The organism is Streptomyces sp. NPDC005878, assembly GCF_040629815.1.
In the GTDB taxonomy this organism is placed as follows: domain Bacteria; phylum Actinomycetota; class Actinomycetes; order Streptomycetales; family Streptomycetaceae; genus Streptomyces.
In genome coordinates this window covers 82543-107362 of record NZ_JBEXWK010000028.1, presented here as the reverse complement: position 1 = coordinate 107362, position 24820 = coordinate 82543, and the positions used below count along the sequence as shown (strand labels likewise).

Sequence of the window (24820 nt, the reverse complement as noted above, 5' to 3'; positions counted from 1 at the left end):
CCCCGCGCCCCTTGAAGCGCCCCTTCGGGGCGCCCTATAGGGGCGCGGGGAACTGCGCGATCAGCCATGGTCTACCCGCAGACGAACCACCGGCCCAAAAGGGGCGCAGGGAACTGCGCGACCAGCCATCACCGGCCCGCAGGCGAACCCCCGGCCCCCAGTCGCCCCGGCCGGTAGGGCCGCCCGCCAGAGGGCTTCAGGGGAGGGGCGGGGTGGGGGGTCTTTCCAAGAACGCCAGGCGGGCCCTCTTCTCCGGTTTTTGCACTTCCTCCCCCAGCACGAACCCCGCCCGCACCATCCGGGCGATCGACTTCTCGTTCCGGACGTCCGGTTCCACCACGATCCGCCGGTGGGACGGGTCGGAGAGGACGTAGCGGATCAGGGAGCCCATCAGCGTGCCCGTGAAGCCGGGGCGCTTGGGGCCCGGCGCGGGGGCCAGCAGGATGTGGACGCCCACGTCGCCGGGGCGCACCTCGTAGCACTCCCCCAGTGGGTCCGCCCCGGGCTCGTACGTCTGGAACAGCCCCACCGGCTCGTCGTCCAGGAGGAGGAGGAAGGCGTGGTGGGTGGGGAGGGAGTCCACGTACGCGTAGGTCTCCTCCACGTACGCGCGGTCCGCGTCCAGCATCCCCCAGAAGCGTGCCCGCTCCTCGGTGACCCAGGAGTGGATCAACTCCGCGTCGCCGGAGGGGTCCAGCCGGCGCAGCCGGACCGTTCCGAAGTCCGGGATCTTCTCCTCGTAGACCTCAGCGTCCTCCGCCGTCCGCCCGGGTATCCGCTCGTCCATACGCTCCGTCACCGTCCGTTCTCTTCTCAGCTCGCTCCAACGCGTCTCCACCCGCGCCGACTCTCCCGCCGTCCACAGCCGCGTCTGGTCGCGGTGGTGCGGGCTGCCGGGGGTGCCCGAGGCGCCGAACGGGACGACCCACAGGCTGTTCTGACGATCGGCCAGGTCCCAGACGTATCGCGCCGCCGGGCCGCGGGCGCTGTGGTGGGTCACGCCCGGGACGCTGCTCGTCGACAGGACGCAGTCGTGGTCGCCCGCCAGACCCGGCCACTCCTCGCGAGTCGGCACCGCCTGCCACGGCGCCAGCCGGTGCGCCTCGGCCCAGGGGCCGAACTCCGCGCCCCCGGCCGCCACTTCCTCCAGCGCCACCCTGACGAGGTGCGGCCTGTCCAGCTCCGGCAGCATCGGTGTGGTCAGGATCGTCTCCAGTGCGAAGGCGATCCTCGGCGTCAGCGCCAGCCAGGGCAGGAACAGGTCGGGCAGCGGCGGGAGGTCGGCGAGGTCCGCGAAGCAGGGGTGGGCGGCCAGCGCCCGTGCCAGCCGGTCCCGTACCGCCGCGTACGCCGTCGCGTCCGTCGAGTCCGCGTCCATCCGGCGGTTCCAGGCGCCCAGGCGGTCCCGGAGCGCCGCCGCCCCGGGGGTGAGGTCCTCCAGGGACGCGAGGAGCTTCAGCAGCGGGCGCGTCGACGCCAGGTGGGTGTCCATGTGGAGGGAGGACATGTCCGCGGGCGTCCAGGAGCGGGAGCCGGCGAGCAGTTCCGCGATGCGCTCCGCGCGGTACGGGGGCGCGAACTCCACGCCCAGCGGCGCCGCCAGGCCCCGCTCGTTGGCCATCACCGCCGTCCCGCGCACCTCCGCGCGCGGCAGGGGGGCCCAGCCCGTCCAGGCGTGGTCCGCCTCCCAGGCCGGTACGACCCGTACGCGGTTGGTCGCGTGCCGCAGCGGTACGCGGCCCGCCACCCGGTGCAGCCGGCCGCCCGCGGTGTCGGCGGCCTGGACCACGTTGACGGGCTCGACCCAGTCGTCGAAGGCGCGGTCGACGTCGTCGGCGGTCCGGGCGCGCAGCAGCGCCGGGAGCGCGGCGAAGCCGAGGGCGGCGGTGACGCGGGGCGGGTGGCGCAGGCTGATGGCGTCGGGCGCGTCGGGGCCGCCGATGATCACCGGCCCCCGGTCCGTCTCGATGACCTCGACCGTCACCGGGGCCGCGCCCGCCACCTCCACCGTCTCGGTGTGGACGGCGGCGGGGGCCCAGCCGTCGGGGCCGAACGCGGCCACGCCCGTACCGTCGCGCCGCAGGCGTTCGCGGTAGAGGTCCTGGTAGTCGGCCATGGCGTTGGTGATGGCCCAGGCGACCGAGCCGGTGTGGCCGAAGTGGGCGATGCCGGGGACACCGGGGACGGCGAGGCCCACGACGTCGAACTCGGGGCAGGCGAGGCGGATCTGCTGGTAGACGCCGGGGTCCTCGATGAAGCGGTGCGGGTCGCCGGCGAGGATCGCGGCACCGGACGCGGTGTGCTCGCCGGTGATCAGCCAGCCGTTGGAGCCGGCGGTGCCGGGGCCGTCGGTGGCGAACAGCTCCACCGCGCCGGGGCCGAGCGCGGCGACGGCCCGCTCGCGCCAGAGCTTGGTGGGGAAGCCCGCGAAGAGGATGTGGGTGGAGAGCCAGACGCCGAGCGGGGTCCACGGCTCCCAGCGGCCGGGGGTCAGGCCCGTCGTGGCGAAGCCGGGCTGCGCGGCGGCGCCCTCGGCGAGTCCGTCGTTGACGCCCTCCGTGTAGGCGGTGACCCAGTCGGCCGTCTCCGCGTCCAGCGCCGCGAAGCAGCGCCGGGCGGTGTCGGCCAGGCGGGCGCGGCGGGCGAAGACGTCCCAGCCGGCCGCGTCGGGGCCGAGGAAGGCGGCCGTGGTGCCCTGCACCCGGTGCCGTTCGACCTCCAGCTGCCAGGCCCGGTCGACGGCGGTGACCCGGCCCTGGGCGTACGCCAGCGCGCGGGGGTCGTCCGCCCGTAGATGCGGGACGCCCCAGCTGTCGCGATAGACCTCGGCGTTCACGCCCGATCCCCTCCCTGTAAGTTAGGACAGCCTAACCTAAAGGGAGGGGGCGGCGATGTGGAGGGCGGTCGTGCCCCGGCAGCCGTTACGCGAAGCGCTGCGCCGGGGAGCCGTCGCACGGCCGCAGCGTCAGCGGGTCCTTGGCCGCCGCCAGCGTGGCGCACAGCCCGGTGGCCGCCGCCGGGCGCAGGGTGGAGCCGTCCCGGACGAACTCCTGGTTGGCGCCGCCGTGGCAGTTCCAGATGATCAGCCTGGCCCCGGCCGTGTAGGCCGCGCCCGGCACGTCCAGGCAGCGGTCCTGGGTGAGCTGGGTGTGCAGCGACCTGCGCGCGCCGTCGTACCACCAGCCCTGGTTGCGGCCGCCGTGGCAGTCCCAGCCGAGCACGGCCGTGTTGTCGGCGCTGCTCGCGCCGCTCACGTCCAGGCAGCTGCCGGTCGCCGCGTTCGTCAGCGGCCGGTAGGCGTCGTCCCAGGCGAGCGGGGAGAGGACCGGCGAGCCGGTGGAGGCCGGGTCGGCGCAGCCGGCCTCGCGCAGGCCCGAGTCGTAGAGCTGGGTGAGGCAGGAGGCGAAGGCGCCGTGGCCGCGGTAGTTGGGGTGGAAGGACTGGCGGACGGAGTTGGAGTCCGGCAGGCCGGGCTTGGAGAGGTCGATGTAGAGGCCGCGCGCCCAGGTGTCCTCCATGCACACCTCGTGGCCGTGGAAGAGGCGCGAGTTGTCGAGGTAGACGGCGCCGGTGTCGGCGGCCGCCCTGCGCATCCCGCGTTCGAAGGCGGGTACCGCGGTGTCGCGGCCCCAGACGGTGTCGGAGTCGTAGCCGAGGCCGCCGCAGACGAGCTTGCCGGGGAAGCCGGGGTTGTCGTGGAAGTCGGGGCCGATGGGGCTCGGGTAGCCCATCACGACCAGCTTGTAGTCGCCGTCGGCGTACCCGGCGTCGCGCATCACGGTCTTCAGGTCGGTGACCGTCTGCTCGACCTTGGGCACGAGCGCGTCGACCCGCGCCTGCCAGCCCGGCGCGTACTTGGCCGCGCAGGGGCCCTGGAGCAGCAGGTACCGCTCCACGCAGTCGGTCATCACCGGGCCGAACTGGAGGTCGTCGTTGGCCCCGGCGACCAGCAGCACCATCTTGATCCGGGTGTTGCGGGCCTTGATGGCGAGGCTGTCGCTCTGGACCAGCTCGTCGGCGTACTGCTTGGAGCCGCCTATCCGGATGTTGCCGGTGTACGCGCCGGAACAGGCCACGTTGTACGTCTCGTCGGCGGGGATCCCCGTGCGGTGGATCGCGGCGTCGGGCGCCCGGTGGCACCAGTTGTCGGGGCCGTTGGTGCCGGCCTCGTAGGTGCCGACGCCCTCGCCGGAGATCTCGCTGTCGCCGAGCGAGATCAGCGCCGTTCTGCGCCGTTCCCTGGGCCGCTCGGCGGAATCCCCGTACAGCTTCAGCGCCTCGGCGGCGCGGATCTTCTCCAGCTCGGGCGGAAGGGGGGTGGACTGTACCGTCGCGGCGGGTGCCGCCGCGGCCGTCGCCGTCATGCCGCCGAACGCGGCCGCCGTGACCGCGGCGGCGGCGAACGTACGGCGGAGTCTGTGCCTGGTGCGCGTCATTGCGCCTCCCCGGTGATGAGTTACCCCCGGTATTTACCGGCCGGTAGGGGCGCTGGGGAATAGCTGGAACAAGACAAGTGCTCATCTTTACCAGGAGGTTCAAGCACATGAACGACAGTGAGTACCGCGTCGAGCACGACTCCATGGGCGAGGTGCGGGTCCCCGCGCACGCCAAGTGGCGGGCCCAGACCCAGCGGGCGGTGGAGAACTTCCCCGTCTCGGGACAGCGCCTGGAGCGCGCCCACATCGAGGCGCTGGCCAGGATCAAGGCGGCCGCGGCCAAGGTGAACGCCGAACTCGGCGTGCTGGACGGGGACATCGCGAAGGCGGTCCAGCAGGCGGCCTCGGAGGTCGCCGAGGGGCGCTGGGACGAGCACTTCCCGGTCGACGTCTTCCAGACCGGCTCGGGCACCTCGTCCAACATGAACATGAACGAGGTCGTCGCCACCTTGGCGAGCGAGCGTCTCGGCCGGGACGTCCACCCCAACGACCACGTCAACGCCTCGCAGTCGTCCAACGACGTCTTCCCCTCCTCCATCCACATCGCCGCCACGGCCGCCGTCACCGGCGATCTGATCCCGGCCCTCGACCACCTCGCCGAGGCGCTGGAGCGCAAGGCCGCCGAGTTCGCGGACGTGGTCAAGTCCGGGCGTACGCATCTGATGGACGCCACTCCCGTCACCCTCGGCCAGGAGTTCGGCGGCTACGCGGCGGCCGTGCGCTACGGCGTGGAGCGGCTGCGGGCCTCGCTGCCCCGGCTCGCGGAGCTCCCCCTCGGCGGCACCGCCGTCGGCACCGGCATCAACACCCCGCCCGGATTCTCGGCGGCCGTCATCGCGGAGGTTGCGCGGACGACCGGGCTGCCGCTGACCGAGGCCCGCGACCACTTCGAGGCGCAGGGCGCGCGGGACGGCCTGGTGGAGACGTCCGGCCAGCTCCGCACCATCGGCGTCTCGCTCACCAAGATCTCCAACGATCTGCGCTGGATGGCTTCGGGGCCGCGCACCGGCCTGGCCGAGATCAGCCTGCCCGACCTCCAGCCGGGCTCCTCGATCATGCCCGGCAAGGTCAACCCGGTCATCCCCGAGGCCGTGCTCATGGTCGCGGCCCAGGTGACCGGCAACGACGCCACGGTGGCGGCGGCGGGCGCGGCCGGCAACTTCGAGCTGAACGTGATGCTCCCGGTCATCGCCAAGAACCTGCTGGAGTCGGTGCGGCTGCTCGCGAACGTCTCCCGGCTGCTGGCCGACCGGACCATCGACGGGATCACCGCCCACCGCGAGCGGGCGCGCGAGTACGCGGAGTCCTCGCCCTCGGTGGTCACCCCGCTCAACAAGTACATCGGGTACGAGGAAGCCGCGAAGGTCGCCAAGAAGTCGCTGGCCGAGCGGAAGACCATCCGCGAGGTGGTCCTGGAGGGCGGTTACGTGGAGCGCGGCGACCTCACCGAGGCGCAGCTGGACGAGGCGCTGGACGTGCTGCGGATGACCCGGCCGTGACAGGCGGGCCCCACCGGGGGCGATGACCGGGCGGTGACCGCGGCCGTGACGCGGGTCGCAGCGCGCACTTGACCGTGCTCCTAAGATCTGCGCATGACAGGTACCTCAGGCATGCACCACTGGGCGCCGGGGGACCAGATCCTCTGGCGCTACCGCGGCAACGGCCCGGACCTGAGGAGCCGTGTCCACATCTGCCGCCCGGTCACCGTCGTCCAGGACACCGACGACCTGCTCGCGGTCTGGATGGCGCCCGGCACCGAGTGCGTCAAGCCGGTGCTCGCGGACGGCACCCCCGTGCACGAGGAACCGCTGGCGACCCGCTACACCGCCCCGCGCACCACCGAGCGCGCCCGGTGGTTCGGCACGGGGGTGCTCAAGCTGGCGCGTCCCGGCGAGCCCTGGTCGGTCTGGCTGTTCTGGGAGCGGGGCTGGCGCTTCCGGAGCTGGTACGTGAACCTGGAGGAGCCGCGCGCCCGGTGGTCGGGCGGGGTCGACTCCGAGGACCACTTCCTCGACATCTCCGTCTACCCGGACCGCACCTGGCAGTGGCGGGACGAGGACGAGTTCGCGCAGGCCCAGCGGGTGGGGCTGATGGACGCGGCCCGCGCCCGGCGGGTGCGGGCGGCCGGGGCGGCGGCGGTGGAGGTGATCCGCGCCTGGGGCAGGCCCTTCTCGGACGGATGGGAGGAGTGGCGGCCCGATCCGCGGTGGCCGGTTCCCGCGCTCCCGGCGGACTGGGATCGCACCCCGGCGCATATGCCGTCGTGAGACCCTTGATGCGCCCCCGGGGTTCAAACGTAGGATCGTCCTCCGCAAGGCTGCGCATCGACAACGAGGGAACCCAGGGCGCACATTGACCGTATGTCACCTCGAGGGGGGTCGGGACGTGAGGGGTGTCGCGGCCGCCCGTGGAGCGGGTATACCGCACGAAGCGACTGCCTCGCGCATCCCTGTCCTGCCCCCAGCACGGTGGATGTCTCACTCCGGACGGACGGAACCCGACGCGTGACGGAGCATCAGCCCACTTCGCACGAGAGCCGGCACCAGGAGCAGTTGGCCCGGCCTCCTGAGGCGGCCCGGCCGCGCCCGGACGAGCCGGGCGCGGCCTCCGCCGCGCACTCCGGCGCGCCCGCCGGCCAGGTCGCCTCCCCGGCCGCCCGACGGCAGGCCCGCCCGGTCACCGCGTCCGTGCCCGGCCAGCCCGAACCCGGCTCGCGCGACCTCGCCCGGGACCTCGGCGCCGCGGCGGCCGCCGGAGCGATGGGGGCGCCGCCCGGACGGAGTCCCTCGCCGTCCCCGGGCGGGGGTGTGCCCGGCGGCCCGGCCTCCGGCGCGACCGGGGCCGGGAGCGGCGGCGAGGTGCCCGGCGGGGACGGCGCCGCGGTGGCCCGGCGCGAGGGCGACCGGCTGCGGTTCGTGGGCGCGGCCACCCGCCGGATCGCGCGCGGCATAGACCTCGACGAGATCGTGCTGGGGCTGTGCCGGGCCACCGTCCCCACCTTCTCGGACGCGATCCTCGTGCATCTGCGCGACCCGCTGCCGGTCGGGGACGAGCGGCCCGCCAGCCCCTTCGTGCTGCGGCTGCGCCGAACCGACCGGCTGCGTTTAGTCGACGAGTCGCTCCAGGAGCCGGAGGCGGCCGACGCCCTGTCCCCGCTGAACTCCCAGACCGATCTGACCCCGACCGCCGAGCTCTGCGAGGTCCGCACCGGCGGCGCCCTCGCCGAGGTGCTGCGCGGGGTGCGGCCGGTCTTCGGGGACTCCGTGCCCGCCCGTCTCGCCCTGGCCGAGCTGCTCGGCCCCGACCGCCCGGTCCCCGGCGGGCACCGGACCATACTTGCCCCGCTCCGGGGCCGGCGCCGGGTGATCGGCGCCGCCGTGTTCGTCCGCGGCCTGGAGCGGCCCGCGTTCGAGGCGAACGACCTGCTGGTGGCGGCCCAGCTCGCCACCCACACCGCGCTCGGCATCGACAAGGCCGTGCTGTACGGGCGCGAGGCGTACATCGCGGACGAGCTCCAGCGGACCATGCTGCCGGACTCGCTGCCCCAGCCCACCGGGGTACGGCTGGCCTCGCGCTATCTGCCCGCCGCCGAGACCGCCCGGGTCGGCGGCGACTGGTACGACGCGATCCCGCTGCCCGGCAGCCGGGTGGCGCTGGTCGTCGGCGACGTGATGGGCCACTCCATGACCTCGGCCGCGATCATGGGCCAGCTGCGCACCACCGCGCAGACGCTGGCCGGGCTCGACCTGCCGCCGCAGGAGGTGCTGCACCACCTCGACGAGCAGGCCCAGCGCCTGGGCACCGACCGGATGGCGACCTGCCTCTACGCGGTGTACGACCCGGTCGCCCACCGCATCACCATCGCCAACGCCGGGCACCCGCCGCCGGTGCTGCTGCATCTGGGCGGGCGCGCCGAGGTGCTGCGGGTGCCGCCGGGCGCCCCGATCGGCGTGGGCGGGGTCGACTTCGAGGCGGTCGAACTGGACGCCCCGGCGGGCGCCACCCTGCTCCTGTACACCGACGGCCTGGTCGAGTCCCGGCTGCGGGACGTGTGGACCGGCATCGAGCAGCTGCGGGAGCGCCTGGCCGCCACCGCGCAGCTGACCGGCCCGGACCATCCGCCGCCCCTGGAGGCGCTCTGCGACGACGTCCTGGACATGCTGGGCCCCGGCGACCGGGACGACGACATCGCGCTGCTCGCGGCCCGCTTCGACGGGATCGCGCCGAGCGACGTGGCGTACTGGTTCCTGGACCCGGAGGACTCCGCCCCCGGCCGGGCCCGGCGCCTGGCCCGGCGCGCCCTGGACCGCTGGGGCCTTGAGGAGCTGACGGACTCGGTGGAGCTGCTGGTCAGCGAGGTGGTCACCAACGCCGTGCGGTACGCGGAGCGCCCGGTGACCCTGCGGCTGCTCAAGACGGACGTACTGCGCTGCGAGGTCGGCGACGACTCCCCGCAGCTGCCCCGCCAGCGGCGGGCGCGCGACACCGACGAGGGCGGGCGCGGGCTGTTCCTGGTGAACCGGCTGGCCAGGCGGTGGGGCGCGACCCGGCTCTCCGGCGGCAAGGTGGTCTGGTTCGAGCTGCCGACCCGCCCCTGAGAGGCGGACGGGCGGCGAGGCCGCCCCGGCAGACGGTTCGGCCCCCCACCCGTGCGGGTGGGGGGCCGCCGTACGTCACGGGCCGGGGCTACGGCGTGCTGCCGGCGCCCTCGATGGTGCCCTGGGTGGCTCCGCCGTCGGTCGTGCCGGTGGTGGTGCCCCCGGTGGTCTGGCCTCCGGTGGTCTGGCCGCCGTTGGTCTGGCCCCCGGTCGTCTGACCGCCCGTCGTCGGACCGCCGGTGGTCTGGCCCCCGGTCGTCTGACCGCCCGTCGTCGGACCGCCGGTGGTCTGGCCCCCGGTCGTCTGACCGCCCGTCGTCGGCGTCTTCGTCGGCTTGTGCGTCGGCGGGTGCGAGGAAGGCGTCTTGGACGGGGTGTGCGACGGGGTGCGCGAGGGCGTGTTGGACGGGGTCCCGGACGGCGTCGTCACCGGCGTCACATCGGGCTCCACGGCCGCGCCCTGGTCGGTCTCCAGGTCGAACTTGGAGTCGTCGCTGCCTACGGCGTCGAAGGTGTACGCGGCCCAGATCTTCGCCGGGATGGCACCACCGTTGATACGGCCGTTGGCGGGTCCCTCGTTTCCGGTGGCGCCCGCGATGCTCACCTGGCCGCCCTTGGGCACCGTGTGCCCGTCCACCTGGCGCGCCTCGGCCGCCTCGCCCCACAGGCCGACCGAGGTCACCAGCGAGGGCGTGTACCCGGTGAACCAGGCCGACTTGTTGTCGTCGGAGGTACCGGTCTTGCCCGCGACCGGCTGCCCGTCGCGGTTCTCGGCGTCCCGCACCGACCTCTTGGCCGTACCGTCGTCGACCACACCGGTGAGCACCGAGGTGACGGCGTCCGCCGCGTCCCGGCTGATCACCTGGTCGCCGACGGGGTCCGGCTTGTTGTACTTGGCCACCTTGTGCTGGGCCGACTTGACGATGGACGGCGTGATCTTCTTGCCGTGGTTGTCCAGCGTGGCGTACGCGCCGGCCATCTCCATCGGGCTCGCGCCGTAGGAGCCCAGGGTCATGGCGGGCTCGGCGCTGACGCCCTTCATGTGGTTGAGCCCCAGCGCGACGGCCGTGTCCCGCAGCTTGGGAAGCCCCACGTCCACGCCCATCTGCGCGAAGACGCTGTTGACGGACTTGTTCATCGCCGTCTGGACGGTGATGGGACCGTAGCTGTCGCCGTCCTCGTTGGGCGGCGCGTAGCCCTTGCCGCCCTCGCCCTTCACCGGCCGCTTGTTGTCGCCGTTGTAGATGGTGTTGGCGCGGATCTCCTTGCCGTCCTGCGTCTCGGCCTTGTCGTTGAGCGCGGTGGCGAGGATCAGCGGCTTGAAGGTGGAGGCGGGCTGGTAGGTGGCCGTGGTGGCGTTGCTGATCTGGTGCTTCATGTAGTCCTGGCCGCCGTACAGCGCGACCACCGAACCGGTCTTGGGGTCCACCGAGACGGCACCCGCCTGGATGTCCTGGTCGACCTTCCTCTTCTTCTTGTCCAGCTTGCTGGTCAGCTCCTGCTTCACAGCGTCCTCAAGGAGCTTCTGCTTCTTGGGGTCGATGTTGAGGGTGATGGTCCAGCCGCCCTTGGCGAGGTCCGCGGGGCTGATGCCGTTGCGTTCCATCTCATCCTTGGCGGCCCTGACCATGTAGCCGGTCTGGCCGTCCATGCCGGGGTCGGGCTTGGGCTCGACGGGCACCGGGAACTTCATCCCGGCCCGCTGGCCCTCGTCCAGCTCCTTCATCTTGACCATGTTGTCGAGGACGTAGTTCCAGCGGGCCGTCACCAGCTTCTTGCCGGTCTCCGAGGCCACCGCCCAGTCGTACTGGCTGGGCGCCTGGAGCAGGGCCGCCAGATAGGCGCCCTGCTCGATGGTCAGCTTGGAGGAGTCCACGCCGTAGTACGCCTGCGCCGCGGCCTGGATGCCGTAGGAGTTGCGGCCGTAGAAGCTGGTGTTGATGTAGCCGGCCAGGATCTCCTTCTTGGAGTACTTCCGGTCGACCTTGAGGGAGATCACCAGCTCCTTGAGCTTGCGGGTGACCGTCTGGTCCTGGCTCAGGTAGAAGTTCTTGACGTACTGCTGGGTGATGGTCGAACCACCCTGCTTGCCCTTGCCGGAGACGGTGTTCAGCAGGCCTCGGGCGGTGCCCTTGAGGTCGACGCCGGAGTCCTTGTAGAAGGACATGTTCTCGGCGGCGACAAAGTCGAGCTGGACCTTCTCGGGGATCTTGTCGAGCCCGACGACCTCGCGGTTGAGCTGCCCGGTCCGGGCGATGATCTTGCCGTTGGGGAGCTTGTAGACGTTGCTCTCCATCTTGGCCTGGTCGTTGGGCTCCGGGATCGGCGTCATCGTGTAGATGATGTAGAAGCCGCCCATGCCGAGCAGGACGAGCCCGAAGAAGGTGCCGAGCATCTTCTTCCAGGTGAAGAGCCTGCGTATTCGGCCGCCCTTCGTCTGCTGGGTCCGGCGCGCCCCGCGCTGCCGGGCCCGCCGCTCTTCCGCTCGGCCCATAACCTCAGTCGCTCGCCTTCTTGACTCGCCAGATCAGCTCAGAAAACTAACACCGCACCTGTGGACAAAGAGGAGCCCATCACGTCTTTTCCGTACGTGACAATCAGCACCCGGCCCATGGGAACCGACTGACAAACGGCCCCGAGGGTTGCCAGAACCCAGGATCCTGCCCTTTTTTGCCACGGAATGTCATGTTCCTCATGGGCTATACACCGGGGGTATACACTCCGCGTATACCTGGTGCGTATAGTCCTCCCCATGTCACTCGGCCCGTCCCCCGGTCCCGCCGCGTACACGCCCCTGCTCGGCGCGAGCGGGCTGTGCAAGGCGTTCGGTCCCACGCCCGCCCGCCCCTCCCGTCCGCAGCCGTACCAGCAGCCGTACCAGCAGAAAGGCATCTGAGCATGTCCATCGGCCACACCCTCCTCGGACTCCTGGAGTCGGGCCCGCGCCATGGGTACGACCTCAAGCGCGCCTTCGACGAGAAGTTCGGGCACGACCGCCCGCTGCACTACGGGCAGGTCTACTCGACCATGTCGCGCCTGCTGAAGAACGGTCTCGTGGAGGTCGACGGCGTGGAGGCCGGCGGCGGCCCCGAGCGCAAGCGGTACGCGATCACCGAGGCCGGCGTCACCGATGTCGAGGCGTGGCTCAGGCAGCCGGAGAAGCCCGAGCCGTACCTCCAGTCGACGCTCTACACCAAGGTCGTCCTCGCCCTGCTCACCGGCCGCAGCGCCGGGGACCTGCTCGACACCCAGCGCGCCGAGCATCTGCGCCTGATGCGCATCCTCACCGACCGCAAGCGCCGCGGTGACCTCTCCGACCAGCTGATCTGCGACCACGCGCTCTTCCACCTGGAGGCGGACCTGCGCTGGCTCGAACTCACCGCGGCCCGTCTCGACCAGCTCGCCACGGAGGTACGCGCATGACGCCCGCCGGCTCCCTGCTCCTCGCCAAGGACCTGCGCAAGTCGTACGGGCCCACGCCCGCGCTCGACGGCGCCGAGTTCTCCATCCACCCCGGCGAGGTCGTCGCCGTCATGGGCCCCTCCGGCTCGGGCAAGTCGACGCTGCTGCACTGCCTCGCCGGGATCGTCACGCCCGACTCGGGGTCGATCCTCTACGACGGCCGCGAACTGTCGTCGATGAAGGACGCCGAGCGCAGCGCCCTGCGCCGCGGCGAGTTCGGCTTCGTCTTCCAGTTCGGCCAGCTCGTCCCCGAGCTGACCTGCGTGGAGAACGTGGCCCTGCCGCTGCGGCTGACCGGGACGCGGCGCAAGGAGGCCGAGCGCACGGCGCTCGCCTGGATGGAGCGCCTGGAGGTCGACGACCTGGCCCGCAAGCGGCCCGGCGAGGTCTCCGGCGGCCAGGGCCAGCGCGTCGCGGTGGCCCGCTCGCTGGTCACCTCGCCGCGGGTGGTCTTCGCCGACGAGCCCACCGGCGCCCTCGACTCGCTCAACGGCGAACGCGTGATGCACCTGCTCACCGAGGCCGCCCGGTCCACCAACGCGGCGGTCGTCCTGGTCACCCACGAGGCCCGGGTCGCCGCCTACTCCGACCGCGAGATCGTCGTACGCGACGGCCGGTCCCGCGACATGATGCTGGAGCACTCCGTATGACCCAGGCACGCGCGGGAAGGGCCGCACACGCGGCGAACCGGGCCCGCGAACTCGCGCTGGGCGCCAGGTTCGCGCTCACGGGCGGCCGCGAGGGGTGGACGCGCACCCTGATGACGGCGGTCGGTGTCGGCCTCGGCGTGGCGCTGCTGCTCGCCACCACCGCCCTGCCGGGCGCGCTCGCGGCCCGGGACGCGCGCGACAACGCCCGCAACGACTACGGCGCCCAGCAGGTGTCCGCGGGCGCCGACACCATGCTGCTCGCCCGTACCGACACGGTCTTCGGCGGCAAGGACATCCGCGGCCGGCTGCTCCAGCCCGAGGGCGACCGCGCGCCCGTGCCGCCGGGGCTCTCCGCGCATCCCGCGCCCGGCACCATGGTGGTCTCGCCCGACCTGCGCGCGCTGCTGGAATCGCCCGGCGGGAAGCTGCTGCGCGAGCGCGTCCCGTACAGGATCACCGGCACCATCAAGGACGCCGGTCTCCTCGGCCCGCACGAACTGGCCTACTACGCGGGCAGCGACACGCTCAAGGGCCACGAGGCGCTCGACGCGGACCGGATCGACGTCGAGCGGATCAAGTCCTTCCCCGACAAGCCGCTGTCCGAGCCGATCGACCCGATCCTGGCCCTGCTCATCGTGATCATCTTCGTGGTGCTGCTGCTGCCGGTCGCGGTGTTCATCGCGGCGGCCGTACGGTTCGGCGGCGACCGGCGCGACAAGCGGCTCGCGGCGCTGCGCCTGGTGGGCGCGGACAGCCGGATGACCCGCTGGATCGCGGCGGGCGAGGCGCTGGCGGGCTCGGTCCTCGGACTCGCCCTCGGCACGGTGTTCTTCCTCATCGCCCGCCAGTACGTGGGTGAGGTCACCGTCGCCCGGCTCAACATCTTCCCCTCCGACCTCGACCCCAGCCTGGGCCTGGCGCTCCTGGTGGGCGCGGCGGTGCCGGCTGCGGCCGTCGCGGTGACGCTGTTCGCGCTGCGCGGGGTGGTGATCGAGCCGCTGGGCGTCGTACGGACGTCGGTGCCGCGCCCGCGGCGCCTGTGGTGGCGGCTGCTGCTGCCGGTGGTCGGACTCGGCCTGCTCGTCCCGATGTTCGACAAGGGCCGTGACACCGGCTTCTACAACCAGGGCCAGGTGATCGGCGGTACGGTCCTGCTCCTCATCGGGGTCACGGCGCTGCTGCCGTGGGTGATCGAGACGGTGGTGCGGCGGCTCGGCGGCGGCGGGGTCGGCTGGCAACTGGCGGTCCGCCGCCTCCAGATGAACTCGGGCGCCGCGGCCCGCCTGGTCAACGGCATCGCCGTGGCGGTGGCCGGGGCGATCGCGCTCCAGATGCTCTTCAGCGGCATCGAGGGCGACTACGTGACCTCCAGCGGCGAGGACACGGCGCGGGCGCAGCTGGTCGTACCGATGTCGGCGAACCTGTCCAAGGCCGAGCAGGAGCGCCGCGAGGCGAACCTGAAGGCGGTGCCCGGGGTGACCGGCACGACGACGCTGGGCAACGTGGGCCTGCACACCGAGTCCAAGGACCCGGAGTCGCAGAAGTACGTCGAGATGGCGGTCGGGGACTGCCGCGCGCTGCGCGAGGTGGGCGAGCTGCCCTCGTGCCGGGACGGGGACGTGTTCGTCACGTCCGGGGGCGACTTCGGCGGGGACGGCGCGGCGCCGGGAGCGAAGCTGTTCTTCGAGACCCCGTCGCAGGGCGGCCGCCCGGGCACGCGGATCCCGTACACGGTGCCGCGTGACGCCCGGGTCGTCCCGGCGCGGGTGGACCCCATGGGCACCAGGCGGGGCGGCCTGCTGGCGACGCCGGGGGCGCTGCGCGGCCTCACGAAGGTGCGCGTCTTCTCCACGACGTACGTGACCACGCGCCCCGGCGACCCGCTGGTGGCCGACCGGGTCCTGAACGCGGCCTGGGCGGCGGACCCGTTCACGCAGGCGCGGGCGCTCGACGACGTCAAGACGGCGGCGAAGTTCGCCGGGGTGCGGCGGGGGCTGTACATCGGGGCGGCGGCGGTCCTGCTGCTGATCGGCACGAGCCTGCTGGTGTCGATGCTGGAGCAACTGCGCGAACGCAAGCGCCTGCTGTCGTCCCTGGTCGCCTTCGGCACCCGCCGCACGACCCTGAGCTGGTCGGTCCTGTGGCAGACGGCGGTCCCGGTGGCGCTGGGGCTCACCCTGGCGACGGGGGTGGGCCTGGGCCTGGGGGCGGTCCTGCTCCGCATGGTGGGCCACCCGATCCTCGTCGACTGGACGTCGGTGCTGGGGATGGTGGGGATCGGGGGTGGTGTGGTGGTGCTGGTGACGGTGTTGTCGCTGCCGCCGCTGTGGAGGTTGATGCGGGCGGATGGGTTGCGTACGGAGTAGGGGTGGTGGGGGGCGGGGTGTTTCCCCCACCCCGCCCCTCCCCGTAAGCCCTCTGCCGGGCGGCGGGTTACGGCTGCGCCGGGGGGTGGGTGGGTGGCTGGTTGCGCAGTTCCCCGCGCCCCTGAGAGGCGGTCGGTCAACCACCGGCCGGTGGAGGGCCGAGCGCGCAGTTCCCCGCGCCCCTGAGAGGCAGCCCGTCATCCATCCGCCGGTGGAGGGCCGAGCGCGCAGTTCCCCGCGCCCCTAGCGGGTTCGGCTCCTCCGGCGTACCAGGGGCCGGGCCGCCCAGGGGCGCGGGGAACTGCGCGACCGGCCCCCACCGGCCCGCAGACGACATGAGCCCTCGGGGGCGCAGCCCCTTTGAGGGGCGCGGGGAACTGCGCGACCAGCCCCCCACCGGCCCGCAGACGAAACCAGCCCTGGGGGCGCAGCCCCCCCCTTCAGGGGCGCGGGGAACTGCGCGGGCGACCCCGTACGGTCCGCGGGTGGAAGGGGGGTTGGGGTGCAGCCCCGGGGTAGGCGCTCCCCGATCCGGCGGAGCCCCCGCCCCCGGGCGTCACGGAGCCGGTGGGGCGGGGCACAGGCGTACGGGCAAACCCCCCATCGCCCCCCGCAACGCCCCCGCGAACTCCTCGAACTCCGCCTGGCGCGCCGCGCCGGACCGGATCGCCAGCGCCACCCTCCGCGAGGGCGCGGGCTCCGCGAAGTACCCCGTCACCAACCGCTCGTTCCGGTCCGTCTCCACCCGTACAGCCGTTCGCGGCAGCAACGTCACCCCCAGCCCGCCCGCCACCAACTGCACCAGCGTGGACAGCCCCGCCGCCGTCGTCGTCACCGCGGCCCCCTCGTCCCGGCCCGCCTCCCGGCAGATGTCCAGCGCCTGGTCGCGCAGGCAGTGGCCCTCGTCGAGGAGCAGGAGGTCCAGCTCCCGCAGGGCCTCGCGCGGCACGTCCTCCCGCCCGCCCAGCCAATGCTCGCTCGGCATCACCAGGACGAAGTCCTCGTCGAAGAGCGGGAGTTCGGTCACCCCGGGAACGCCCAGCGGAACGGCGAGGAGCAGCACGTCGAGCCGCCCCGCCGCCAGCCCGTCCAGCAGCGAGGACGTCTGCTCCTCGTGGACCTGGAGGTCCAGCTCCGGATACCGCTCGTGGACCAGCCGCAGCACCGTCGGCAGCAGATACGGCGCCACCGTCGGGATCACCCCGAGCCGCAGCACCCCGGTGAACGGCGCCCGTACCGCCTCGGCCTCCTCCAGGAGCACCCCCACCGCGTCCAGCACCGCCTTCGCCCGCACCGCGAGCCGCTCGCCGGCGGGCGACAGGAGCACCCGGCGCGTGGTGCGCTCCAGGAGCTGCACCCCCAGCGCCTCCTCCAGCGCCGAGACCGCCCCGGACAGCGCGGGCTGGCTCATCCCGATCGCCGCCGCCGCGTCCCGGAAGTGCAGGTGCTCGGCCACCGCCGCGAACGCCCGCAGCTGCGCCAGGCTCGGCTGCTTGAGCGGTTTGGCGGGTTTCACCAGCTTTACCGGCTTCACCGGCGGCTGCGCCCGCTTCCCCCGGCCGCCCGGCGTCCCGGGCGCCGTCCCCGGCATCCCCGGCCTCCCCGGCACTCCTCTATCTCCTGTCACTGATAAGCACCTCCGATCACGATGACCGAGTCTAGCTATTTCCCTGATCAATGCCTCCTGTGACACCATCGCTAATCCGTCCAACCCCGAGGGAAGCCCCCAAAAAGGACCCTTCCCGAACGCAAGGAGAGCGCGTGCTCACTGTTGGTGACAAGTTCCCCGAGTTCGACCTGACCGCCTGCGTGTCGCTGGAGAGCGGCAAGGAGTTCCAGCAGATCGACCACAAGACCTACGAGGGCAAGTGGAAGATCGTCTTCGCGTGGCCCAAGGACTTCACCTTCGTGTGCCCGACCGAGATCGCCGCCTTCGGCAAGCTGAACGAGGAGTTCGCCGACCGTGACGCTCAGGTCCTCGGCTTCTCCGGCGACTCCGAGTTCGTCCACCACGCCTGGCGCAAGGACCACCCGGACCTGACCGACCTGCCCTTCCCGATGATGGCCGACCCGAAGCACGAGCTCATGCGTGACCTCGGCATCGAGGGCGAGGACGGCTACGCCAAGCGCGCCGTCTTCATCGTCGACCAGAACAACGAGATCCAGTTCTCCATGGTGACCGCCGGCTCCGTCGGCCGTAACCCCAAGGAGGTCCTGCGGGTCCTGGACGCCCTCCAGACCGACGAGCTGTGCCCGTGCAACTGGTCCAAGGGCGACGAGACCCTGGACCCGGTCGCGCTCCTCTCGGGCGAGTGAACGGGAGTACGACATGGCTCTCGACGAACTGAAGTCCGCCCTGCCGGACTACGCCAAGGACCTCAAGCTGAACCTCGGCTCGGTCATCGGCAACAGCGAGCTCCCGGCCCAGCAGCTGTGGGGCACGGTCCTCGCCTGCGCGATCGCCTCGCGCTCGCCGAAGGTGCTGCGTGAGCTGGAGCCCGAGGCCAAGGCCAACCTCTCCCCCGAGGCGTACACCGCCGCCAAGTCCGCCGCGGCGATCATGGCGATGAACAACGTCTTCTACCGCACCCGCCACCTGCTCTCCGACCCGGAGTACGGGACGCTGCGGGCCGGTCTGCGGATGAACGTCATCGGCAACCCGGGCGTGGAGAAGGTCGACTTCGAGCTGTGGTCGCTGGCCGTCTCCGCGGTCAACGGCTGCGGCCAGTGCCTCGACTCGCACGAGCAGGTGCTGCGCAAGGCCGGCGTCTCCCGCGAGACCATCCAGGAGGCCTTCAAGGTCGCCTCGGTGATCCAGGCGGTCGGCGTCACGCTGGACGCGGAAGCCGTCCTGGCCGAGTAGGTCCGTACCGGTACGTGCGAAGGCCCCCGCCGACATCGTCGGCGGGGGCCTTCGTCACTTCTCCGCCGGGGCCGGCGCCAGGTCCGGGCCGGGCTCCGGCTCCTCGTCCGGCGGCGGCTGCGCCGCCTGCCGCGCGCTGCGCAGCGCGTTCTCCTTCGCGTGCGCCCGCAGATAGCCGACCACCGTGTTCGTCACCGCCACCAGCGGGACCGCCACCACCGAGCCGCCGATGCCGCCGATCAGGCCGCCCGCGGCGACCGAGAGGACCACCGCGAGCGGGTGGACCCGTACCGCCCGGCCCAGGATGAAGGGCTGGAGCACATGGCCCTCGATCTGCTGGACCAGCAGCACCACGAGCAGCACCATCACCGCGGTGAACACGCCCTCGGTGACCAGCGCGACCACCACCGCCAGCGCGCCCGAGACCACCGCGCCGACCAGCGGGACGAAGGCGAACAGGAAGATGAAGACGGAGAGCGGCACGGCCATCGGGACGTGCAGGAAGTAGATGCCGAGGCCGATGAAGATCGCGTCGATCAGCGCCACTATCACCGTGCCCCGTACGTACGCGGTGAGCGTGCGCCAGGCGCGCGGCCCCGCTCCGGCGACGCCCGGCCGGGCCTGGGCGGGGACCAGGTGCAGGACCCACTTCCAGATGCGCGGGCCGTCGTAGAGCAGGAACAGCGTCGAGAACATCGCCAGCAGGATGCCGGTGAGGACCTCGACGAGGACGGTCACGCCCTGGAGGCCCGCCGAGGTGATCTCGTTGGTGTTGTGGCCGATGGTGTCGCTGAGGTTCTTGGCGACCTGGTTGATCTGGTCCTCGGTGACGTGGAAGGGGCTGTTGAGGAGCCAGCGTTTGAGCTCGTCGATGCCCCGCTGCACCTTCTCGGAGAGGGTGTCCAGGTTGTCCATGACCTGCCAGACCACGAACCAGCCGATCAGGCCCATCACGATGAAGCCCGAGATCGCGGTCACGGCGGTGGCGAGGCCCCGGGGCAGTCCCATCCGCTTGAGGCGCGAGACGGTCGGCTGGAGCAGCGCGGTGATGAACAGCGCGGCCACGAACGCGAGGACCACCAGCCGTACGGCGCTGATGACCCGCATCAGCACCCACAGCGTCCCCGCGAGGACCAGCAGCCGCCAGCCGATCTCGGCGGCCACCCGCATCCCCCACGGCACGGCGTCCACGGGGTCGGGCCGCGCGGCGACCGCGGGGGCGTAGGCGGGCGGGGCGGGCACGTGTTCGGGCGCGGGCGGTTCCTCGGCCGGGGCCGGTGAATCGTCACTGCCGAGCGCGGCGGAGCCGTCCAGGCCCACGTCCGCGTCGGCCCGCGCCTCGGCCTCCGCCCGGCGCTCGTCCAGACGTTCTCCCATACGGGTCAGACCGGCGCCCAGCGCCCCGAGCAGCCCCGGAACCTTCGACATGATGCTGCCGTTTCCCTTTCCCCCGCTGTGTGTCCCCACCACTCCCCCCACACCGGAGTCGTCGCCTCCGACCGTACACGGGCAAAGCCCCTCACCGAAGGACGGTAAGGGGCTTCGAAAGGTTGAGTGCCCGGAGCGAAGACTGCCGGCCCCTAGTACCAGGTGTTGGCCTGCCAGAACGACCAGGCGCCACAGGGGCTGTGGTACCGGGAGTTCATGTAGTTCAGGCCCCACTTGATCTGGGTGGCGGGGTTGGTCCGCCAGTCGGCGCCCGCCGAGGACATCTTGGAGCCGGGAAGCGCCTGGACCAGGCCGTACGCGCCGGACCCGGAGTTGACCGCCTGGTAGTTCCAGGTCGACTCGTGGTTCACGATGTTGCTGAAGCACTGGAACTGGTCCGCCGGCACGATCTGCCGGGCGATGGCCTGGACCTGCGCGACCGTGTACGAGCCCTGGACGGGGAACGACGCGGGGTCGCGGGTCGCGGAGCGGCTGGCGACCTGCTCCTTCTCGCGCTCCTTCGCCTTCTCCTCAGCCGACTCCTTCTTGGACTTGGCGTCCTTGGCGGCCTGGAGGCGGGCGGCCTCCTCGGCGGACTTCTTCGCCGCGGCGCTCGCCTGGGCCGACTGGGCGTCCGCCTGCTGTGTCAGGGACGCGGTCTGCACCTGGGCCTGCTGGCCCGCGGGGATGTCCGCGAGAAGCGTCGTGTCGGCGGCGGTCGCCTCGACGTTGTCGTTCGAAGCGGACTGGGGCGCGCCCGAGGCGACGCCCACGACGGCACCGACGGTGGTGACCGCGGTGGCTGACGCCACCGCGAATCCCCGGACCGAGATCCGGCTCACACGGTTTCCTTCCAGCAGCGCCCGCACTGGTGACCTGAGCGGACGCAATCGTGCCCCTGGCTCTCTCCTCCCAACTGCTCAGGTCACGGGAGGAACTGACCCGGTGGGCAACTCCCTTGCGGGAGCGCCGCGTGGTGCTCGGGCGGCATACGGCGACGCTATGGAGTTACGAGGTACAGGTGTGCCGTATGCGGGGCCTGACGGATGCAAGACTTTGCCCGAGAGCGGCGCCGCAAGGCAATTCCCCACCGCGTGTGAAACCTCACACCCCTTCAGCCCCACGTGTTTTGGCGTATCCGGCCCACGAAAAGGCGCCGCCCGGCTAAGCTCAACGGCTTCGCGGGCGGCGCCGATTCGGGCGTTCGGTATCAGATCTGGCCGTCCTCCAGCATTTCGGTCACCAGTGCGGCGATCTGCGACCGCTCGGAGCGGGTGAGGGTGACGTGCGCGAAGAGCGGATGGCCCTTCAGCTTCTCGACGACGGCGACCACTCCGTCGTACCGGCCGACCCGCAGGTTGTCCCGCTGCGCCACGTCATGGGTGAGCACCACACGTGAGTTCGCCCCAATACGGGACAACACGGTCAGCAGAACGTTCCGTTCGAGCGACTGGGCCTCGTCCACGATCACGAACGCGTCGTGCAGCGAGCGGCCGCGGATGTGGGTGAGCGGCAGGACCTCCAGCATGCCGCGCGACGTCACCTCCTCGATCACCTCCCGCGTGGTGACCGCCGAGAGCGTGTCGAAGACCGCCTGCGCCCAGGGGCCCATCTTCTCGGCCTCGGAGCCGGGCAGATAGCCGAGCTCCTGCCCGCCCACCGCGTACAGCGGGCGGAAGACCATCACCTTCTTGTGCTGGCGGCGCTCCAGGACCGCCTCCAGGCCCGCGCAGAGGGCCAGCGCGGACTTGCCGGTGCCGGCCCGGCCGCCCATCGACACGATGCCGATGTCCGGGTCGAGCAGCAGGTCCAGCGCGATGCGCTGCTCGGCGCTGCGGCCGCGCAGACCGAACGCCTCCCGGTCCCCGCGCACCAGCTTCACGTTGCCGTCGGCCGTGACGCGGCCGAGGGCCTTGCCGCGCTCGGACTGGAGCACCAGGCCGTTGTGGACCGGCAGGCCCGCGGCCTCCGGCACGAAGAGCGTCTCCTCCTCGTAGAGAAGGTCCACCTGCTCGCCCGAGAGCGACAGGTCGGACATCCCGGTGAAACCCGAGTCGGTGATGGCCAGTTCCGCCCGGTACTCCTCGGCGAGCAGGCCGACCGACGACGCCTTGATCCGCAGCGGCAGGTCCTTGGAGACGACGGTGACGTCGTACCCCTCGGCCTGGAGGTTGCGGGCGACGGCGAGGATCCGTGAGTCGTTGTCCCCCAGCCTGTAGCCGGCGGGCAGGACGCCGGGATCGGAATGGTTGAGTTCGACGCGGAGCGTGCCGCCGAGATCGCCCAGCGGGATGGGTGCGTCGAGGCGTCCGTACCGGACCCGGAAGTCGTCGAGCAGGCGCAGGGCCTGGCGCGCGAAGTAGCCGAGTTCCGGATGGTGCCTCTTCGCCTCCAGTTCCGTGACCACGACGATCGGGAGCACCACCTCGTGCTCGTCGAACCGGGCCATGGCGTTGGGGTCGGCCAGCAGGACGCTGGTGTCGAGGACGTAGGTGCGCCGGTCGGGCATGCGGCGCTTTGTGCTGGTCACCACGGAAGGACGTACCCCCTCGGAAGAGGTCGGGGTGCGACGGCGTCGCGGGGGTGGGGGCCGGGCTGTGGCCACGCTGCGCGGGCCGAGCACCGGCCCTCCGCTCCGTACGTGCACAGTGCACGCGCGTCCTGGTGCAAAGGGCCTCCCGGGTGAGCGGCCACTTCTGGCCGTTCAACTGGAGGGGGTATTCCCTCGAACAAGCGCGGCCATGCACAGGCATATGCGCTTGGTGGGGACCAAAGGGATTGACTCCCGGTCAGGACCCGCCGGACAGGTCATGACATGAGGGGACGGACGGGACGGGTCAGGTCCCGTAGCGCCGGTGGCGCGCCGCGTAGTCGCGCAGGGCGCGCAGGAAGTCCACCTTGCGGAAGGCGGGCCAGAACACTTCGCAGAAGTAGTACTCGGAATGGGCCGACTGCCACAGCATGAATCCGGACAGGCGCTGCTCGCCGCTGGTGCGGATGACCAGGTCCGGGTCGGGCTGGCCGCGGGTGTAGAGGTGTTCGGAGATGCTGTCGATGGAGACGGTCTCGGCCAGCTCCTCGAAGCTGGTGCCCTTGGCCGCCGCGTCGAGCAGCAGCGAGCGGACCGCGTCCGCGATCTCCTGGCGGCCGCCGTAGCCCACGGCGACGTTGACGAGTATGCCGCCGACGTCGTGCGTGGCCTGCTCGGCCTCCTTGAGCACCGACTGGGTGCGCGCGGGCAGCAGGTCCATCTGGCCCACGTGGTGGACGCGCCACCGCCCGTCCGCCGCCAGGTCGCGCACCACGCCCTCGATGATGCCGAGCAGCGGGACCAGCTCGTTGTCGGGCCGGTCGAGGTTGTCCGTGGAGAGCATCCACAACGTCACGACCTCGACGTCCGTCTCCGCGCACCAGCCGAGCAGTTCGTGGATCTTGCTGGCGCCCGCCTGGTGCCCCTGTTCGGGGCTGCCGCCGGAGGCCTTGGCCCAGCGCCTGTTCCCGTCCAGGATGACGCCGATGTGCTTGGGCGCCTGGTCGTGGTCGAGGCGACCTTCCACCCGGCGTGCGTAGAGCCCGTACACCAGGTCGCGCAAGTTCACCGATTCCACCCTCTCGTTGCTTCCGGGAGCCGCCGCAGCACCGCATACGGCCCTCCCCCAGTACCTGTACGGCCTGAGGGCACCCCCAAGGAAGGCACAGTACTGCGGACGGGTCACAGGGGCCCAACTCGGCCTGTCACAAGTCCGTGATAAGCAGGGAAACGTGACTGAATCCCTCCCCCTCCACCACATCGCCGCCGACGACCGCTACGACTCCATGGAGTACCGGCGAACCGGCCGCAGCGGTCTGAAGCTCCCCGCGCTCTCCCTGGGCCTGTGGCACAACTTCGGTGACGACCGCTCCCTGGGCTCCCAGCGCGCGATCCTGCGCCGCGCCTTCGACCTGGGCGTCACCCACTTCGACCTGGCCAACAACTACGGGCCGCCGCCCGGCTCGGCCGAGCTCAACTTCGGGAAGATCTTCGCCCAGGACTTCCGGCCGTACCGGGACGAGCTGATCATCTCCACCAAGGCCGGCTACCAGATGCACCCGGGGCCGTACGGGGAGTGGGGCTCGCGCAAGTACCTGCTCTCCTCGCTGGACGCCTCGCTCGCCCGCATGGGCCTGGAGTACGTCGACATCTTCTACTCGCACCGCTTCGACCCGGAGACCCCGCTGGAGGAGACGATGGGCGCGCTGGCGTCCGCCGTCCAGCAGGGCAAGGCGCTGTACGTGGGCGTGTCCTCGTACACCAGCGAGCAGACCGCCGAGGCGGCGCGGATCCTCAGGGAGATGGGCGTCCCGGCCCTCATCCACCAGCCGTCCTACTCGATGATCAACCGCTGGACCGAGGACGACGGCCTGCTCGACACCCTGGAAGAGGCCGGGATGGGCTGCATCTCCTTCGTGCCGCTGGCGCAGGGGCTGCTCACCGACAAGTACCTCAAGGGCATCCCGGAGGGCTCGCGGGCCACCCAGGGCAAGTCGCTCGACCCGGGTCTGCTCAGCGAGGAGGTGGTGCGGCGGCTGAACGGGCTGAACGACATCGCGGCCCGGCGCGGCCAGTCGCTCGCCCAGCTGGCGATCTCGTGGGTGCTGCGCGACCCGCGGATGACGTCGGCGCTGATCGGCGCGTCGAGCGTGAAGCAGCTGGAGGAGAACGTGGCGGCCCTCGCCGGGGCGCCGCTGACGGCCGAGGAGCTGAAGGAGATCGACACCTTCGCGGTGGACACCGCGGGCACCAACATCTGGGCCGGGCGCGGCTGATCAAGGCCCGACCGCCGGCGCACAGCGGGTCCACAGGAACCGCCGCGGCCGACGCGCCCCAAAAAAACGGGCCGGTCCGTGGGGGGGATACGGACCGGCCCGAGGGGGGGTTTCCACCATAACCCTTCGTAAGTGATGGTGGGTGCCACGGCGTGCCGGAACTACGCTCCGAAATCGGCCGGGCACCGCGCGGGCACCGCCGGGGGTACCC

At 71.9% G+C, this 24820-nt stretch carries 18 protein-coding genes; 10 read left to right on the top strand and 8 right to left on the bottom strand.

Going from position 1 to position 24820, the window contains the following annotated elements; all coding sequences use genetic code 11:
* Positions 1-196: 196 nt before the first annotated feature.
* Positions 197-2836, bottom strand: coding sequence for a GNAT family N-acetyltransferase (locus ABZ404_RS30965; RefSeq protein ID WP_358833080.1), 2640 nt, complete (start codon positions 2834-2836; stop codon positions 197-199).
* A gap of 85 nt (positions 2837-2921) precedes the next feature.
* Positions 2922-4436 (bottom strand): ricin-type beta-trefoil lectin domain protein, encoded by a 1515-nt coding sequence (locus ABZ404_RS30960; RefSeq protein WP_358833081.1) that lies wholly within the window; start codon positions 4434-4436, stop codon positions 2922-2924.
* A gap of 107 nt (positions 4437-4543) precedes the next feature.
* Here ABZ404_RS30960 and ABZ404_RS30955 point away from each other — a divergent pair, with 107 nt between their 5' ends.
* The 3 genes from ABZ404_RS30955 to ABZ404_RS30945 all read left to right on the top strand — a co-directional run bounded on the left by ABZ404_RS30955 (position 4544) and on the right by ABZ404_RS30945 (position 9034).
* Positions 4544-5935: a class II fumarate hydratase gene (locus ABZ404_RS30955; RefSeq protein ID WP_358833082.1), complete on the top strand. Its 1392-nt coding sequence runs from the start codon at positions 4544-4546 to the stop codon at positions 5933-5935.
* Between the two features lie 93 nt (positions 5936-6028).
* Entirely contained in the window at positions 6029-6703 is a 675-nt protein-coding gene (locus ABZ404_RS30950) for a DUF402 domain-containing protein (protein WP_358833083.1), read from the top strand.
* 237 nt (positions 6704-6940) lie between these two features.
* Positions 6941-9034, top strand: a complete 2094-nt coding sequence (locus ABZ404_RS30945) for a SpoIIE family protein phosphatase (RefSeq protein WP_358833084.1) — start codon at positions 6941-6943, stop codon at positions 9032-9034.
* 88 nt (positions 9035-9122) lie between these two features.
* On the opposite strand, the gene ABZ404_RS30940 is transcribed toward ABZ404_RS30945, so the two are convergent.
* Positions 9123-11528: a transglycosylase domain-containing protein gene (locus ABZ404_RS30940; RefSeq protein WP_358833085.1), complete on the bottom strand. Its 2406-nt coding sequence runs from the start codon at positions 11526-11528 to the stop codon at positions 9123-9125.
* A 258-nt stretch (positions 11529-11786) separates the two neighbouring features.
* On the opposite strand from ABZ404_RS30940, the gene ABZ404_RS30935 reads away from it, so the two are divergent.
* From ABZ404_RS30935 to ABZ404_RS30920, 4 genes are read left to right on the top strand one after another with little or no spacing between them, the layout of a single operon-like run.
* Positions 11787-11930, top strand: coding sequence for a hypothetical protein (locus ABZ404_RS30935; RefSeq protein ID WP_358833086.1), 144 nt, complete (start codon positions 11787-11789; stop codon positions 11928-11930).
* 2 nt (positions 11931-11932) lie between these two features.
* Complete coding sequence (locus ABZ404_RS30930) at positions 11933-12457, top strand: PadR family transcriptional regulator (RefSeq protein ID WP_358833087.1); 525 nt, start codon at positions 11933-11935, stop codon at positions 12455-12457.
* Positions 12454-13146, top strand: a complete 693-nt coding sequence (locus ABZ404_RS30925; protein WP_358833088.1) for an ABC transporter ATP-binding protein — start codon at positions 12454-12456, stop codon at positions 13144-13146. Before ABZ404_RS30930 ends, ABZ404_RS30925 begins: the two co-directional genes overlap by 4 nt.
* Positions 13143-15512, top strand: a complete 2370-nt coding sequence (locus ABZ404_RS30920) for an FtsX-like permease family protein (RefSeq protein ID WP_358833089.1) — start codon at positions 13143-13145, stop codon at positions 15510-15512. Before ABZ404_RS30925 ends, ABZ404_RS30920 begins: the two co-directional genes overlap by 4 nt.
* Before the next feature lie 556 nt (positions 15513-16068).
* Here the strand turns inward: ABZ404_RS30920 and ABZ404_RS30915 are convergent.
* Entirely contained in the window at positions 16069-17103 is a 1035-nt protein-coding gene (locus ABZ404_RS30915) for a LysR substrate-binding domain-containing protein (RefSeq protein WP_358833090.1), read from the bottom strand.
* A 170-nt stretch (positions 17104-17273) separates the two neighbouring features.
* Here ABZ404_RS30915 and ABZ404_RS30910 point away from each other — a divergent pair, with 170 nt between their 5' ends.
* On the top strand, positions 17274-17828 hold the full coding sequence (locus ABZ404_RS30910) for a peroxiredoxin (protein ID WP_358833091.1): 555 nt from the start codon (positions 17274-17276) through the stop codon (positions 17826-17828).
* 13 nt (positions 17829-17841) lie between these two features.
* Positions 17842-18375: an alkyl hydroperoxide reductase gene (locus ABZ404_RS30905; protein WP_358833092.1), complete on the top strand. Its 534-nt coding sequence runs from the start codon at positions 17842-17844 to the stop codon at positions 18373-18375.
* A gap of 54 nt (positions 18376-18429) precedes the next feature.
* Here the strand turns inward: ABZ404_RS30905 and ABZ404_RS30900 are convergent, their stop codons facing one another.
* The 4 genes from ABZ404_RS30900 to ABZ404_RS30885 all read right to left on the bottom strand — a co-directional run bounded on the left by ABZ404_RS30900 (position 18430) and on the right by ABZ404_RS30885 (position 23402).
* Positions 18430-19803, bottom strand: coding sequence for an AI-2E family transporter (locus ABZ404_RS30900; protein WP_358833093.1), 1374 nt, complete (start codon positions 19801-19803; stop codon positions 18430-18432).
* Between the two features lie 152 nt (positions 19804-19955).
* Positions 19956-20645 carry a transglycosylase SLT domain-containing protein gene (locus tag ABZ404_RS30895; protein WP_358833094.1) on the bottom strand — a complete coding sequence of 230 codons (690 nt, stop codon included), beginning with the start codon at positions 20643-20645 and terminating at the stop codon, positions 19956-19958.
* A 368-nt stretch (positions 20646-21013) separates the two neighbouring features.
* The gene (locus tag ABZ404_RS30890) at positions 21014-22336 is read right to left on the bottom strand and encodes a PhoH family protein (protein ID WP_358833095.1); all 1323 of its coding nucleotides are present in this window, start codon (positions 22334-22336) and stop codon (positions 21014-21016) included.
* A 304-nt stretch (positions 22337-22640) separates the two neighbouring features.
* Complete coding sequence (locus ABZ404_RS30885) at positions 22641-23402, bottom strand: isoprenyl transferase (protein WP_358833096.1); 762 nt, start codon at positions 23400-23402, stop codon at positions 22641-22643.
* A gap of 163 nt (positions 23403-23565) precedes the next feature.
* Here ABZ404_RS30885 and mgrA point away from each other — a divergent pair, with 163 nt between their 5' ends.
* The gene (gene mgrA, locus ABZ404_RS30880) at positions 23566-24609 is read left to right on the top strand and encodes an L-glyceraldehyde 3-phosphate reductase (protein ID WP_358833097.1); all 1044 of its coding nucleotides are present in this window, start codon (positions 23566-23568) and stop codon (positions 24607-24609) included.
* The last annotated feature ends 211 nt before the right edge of the window (positions 24610-24820 follow it).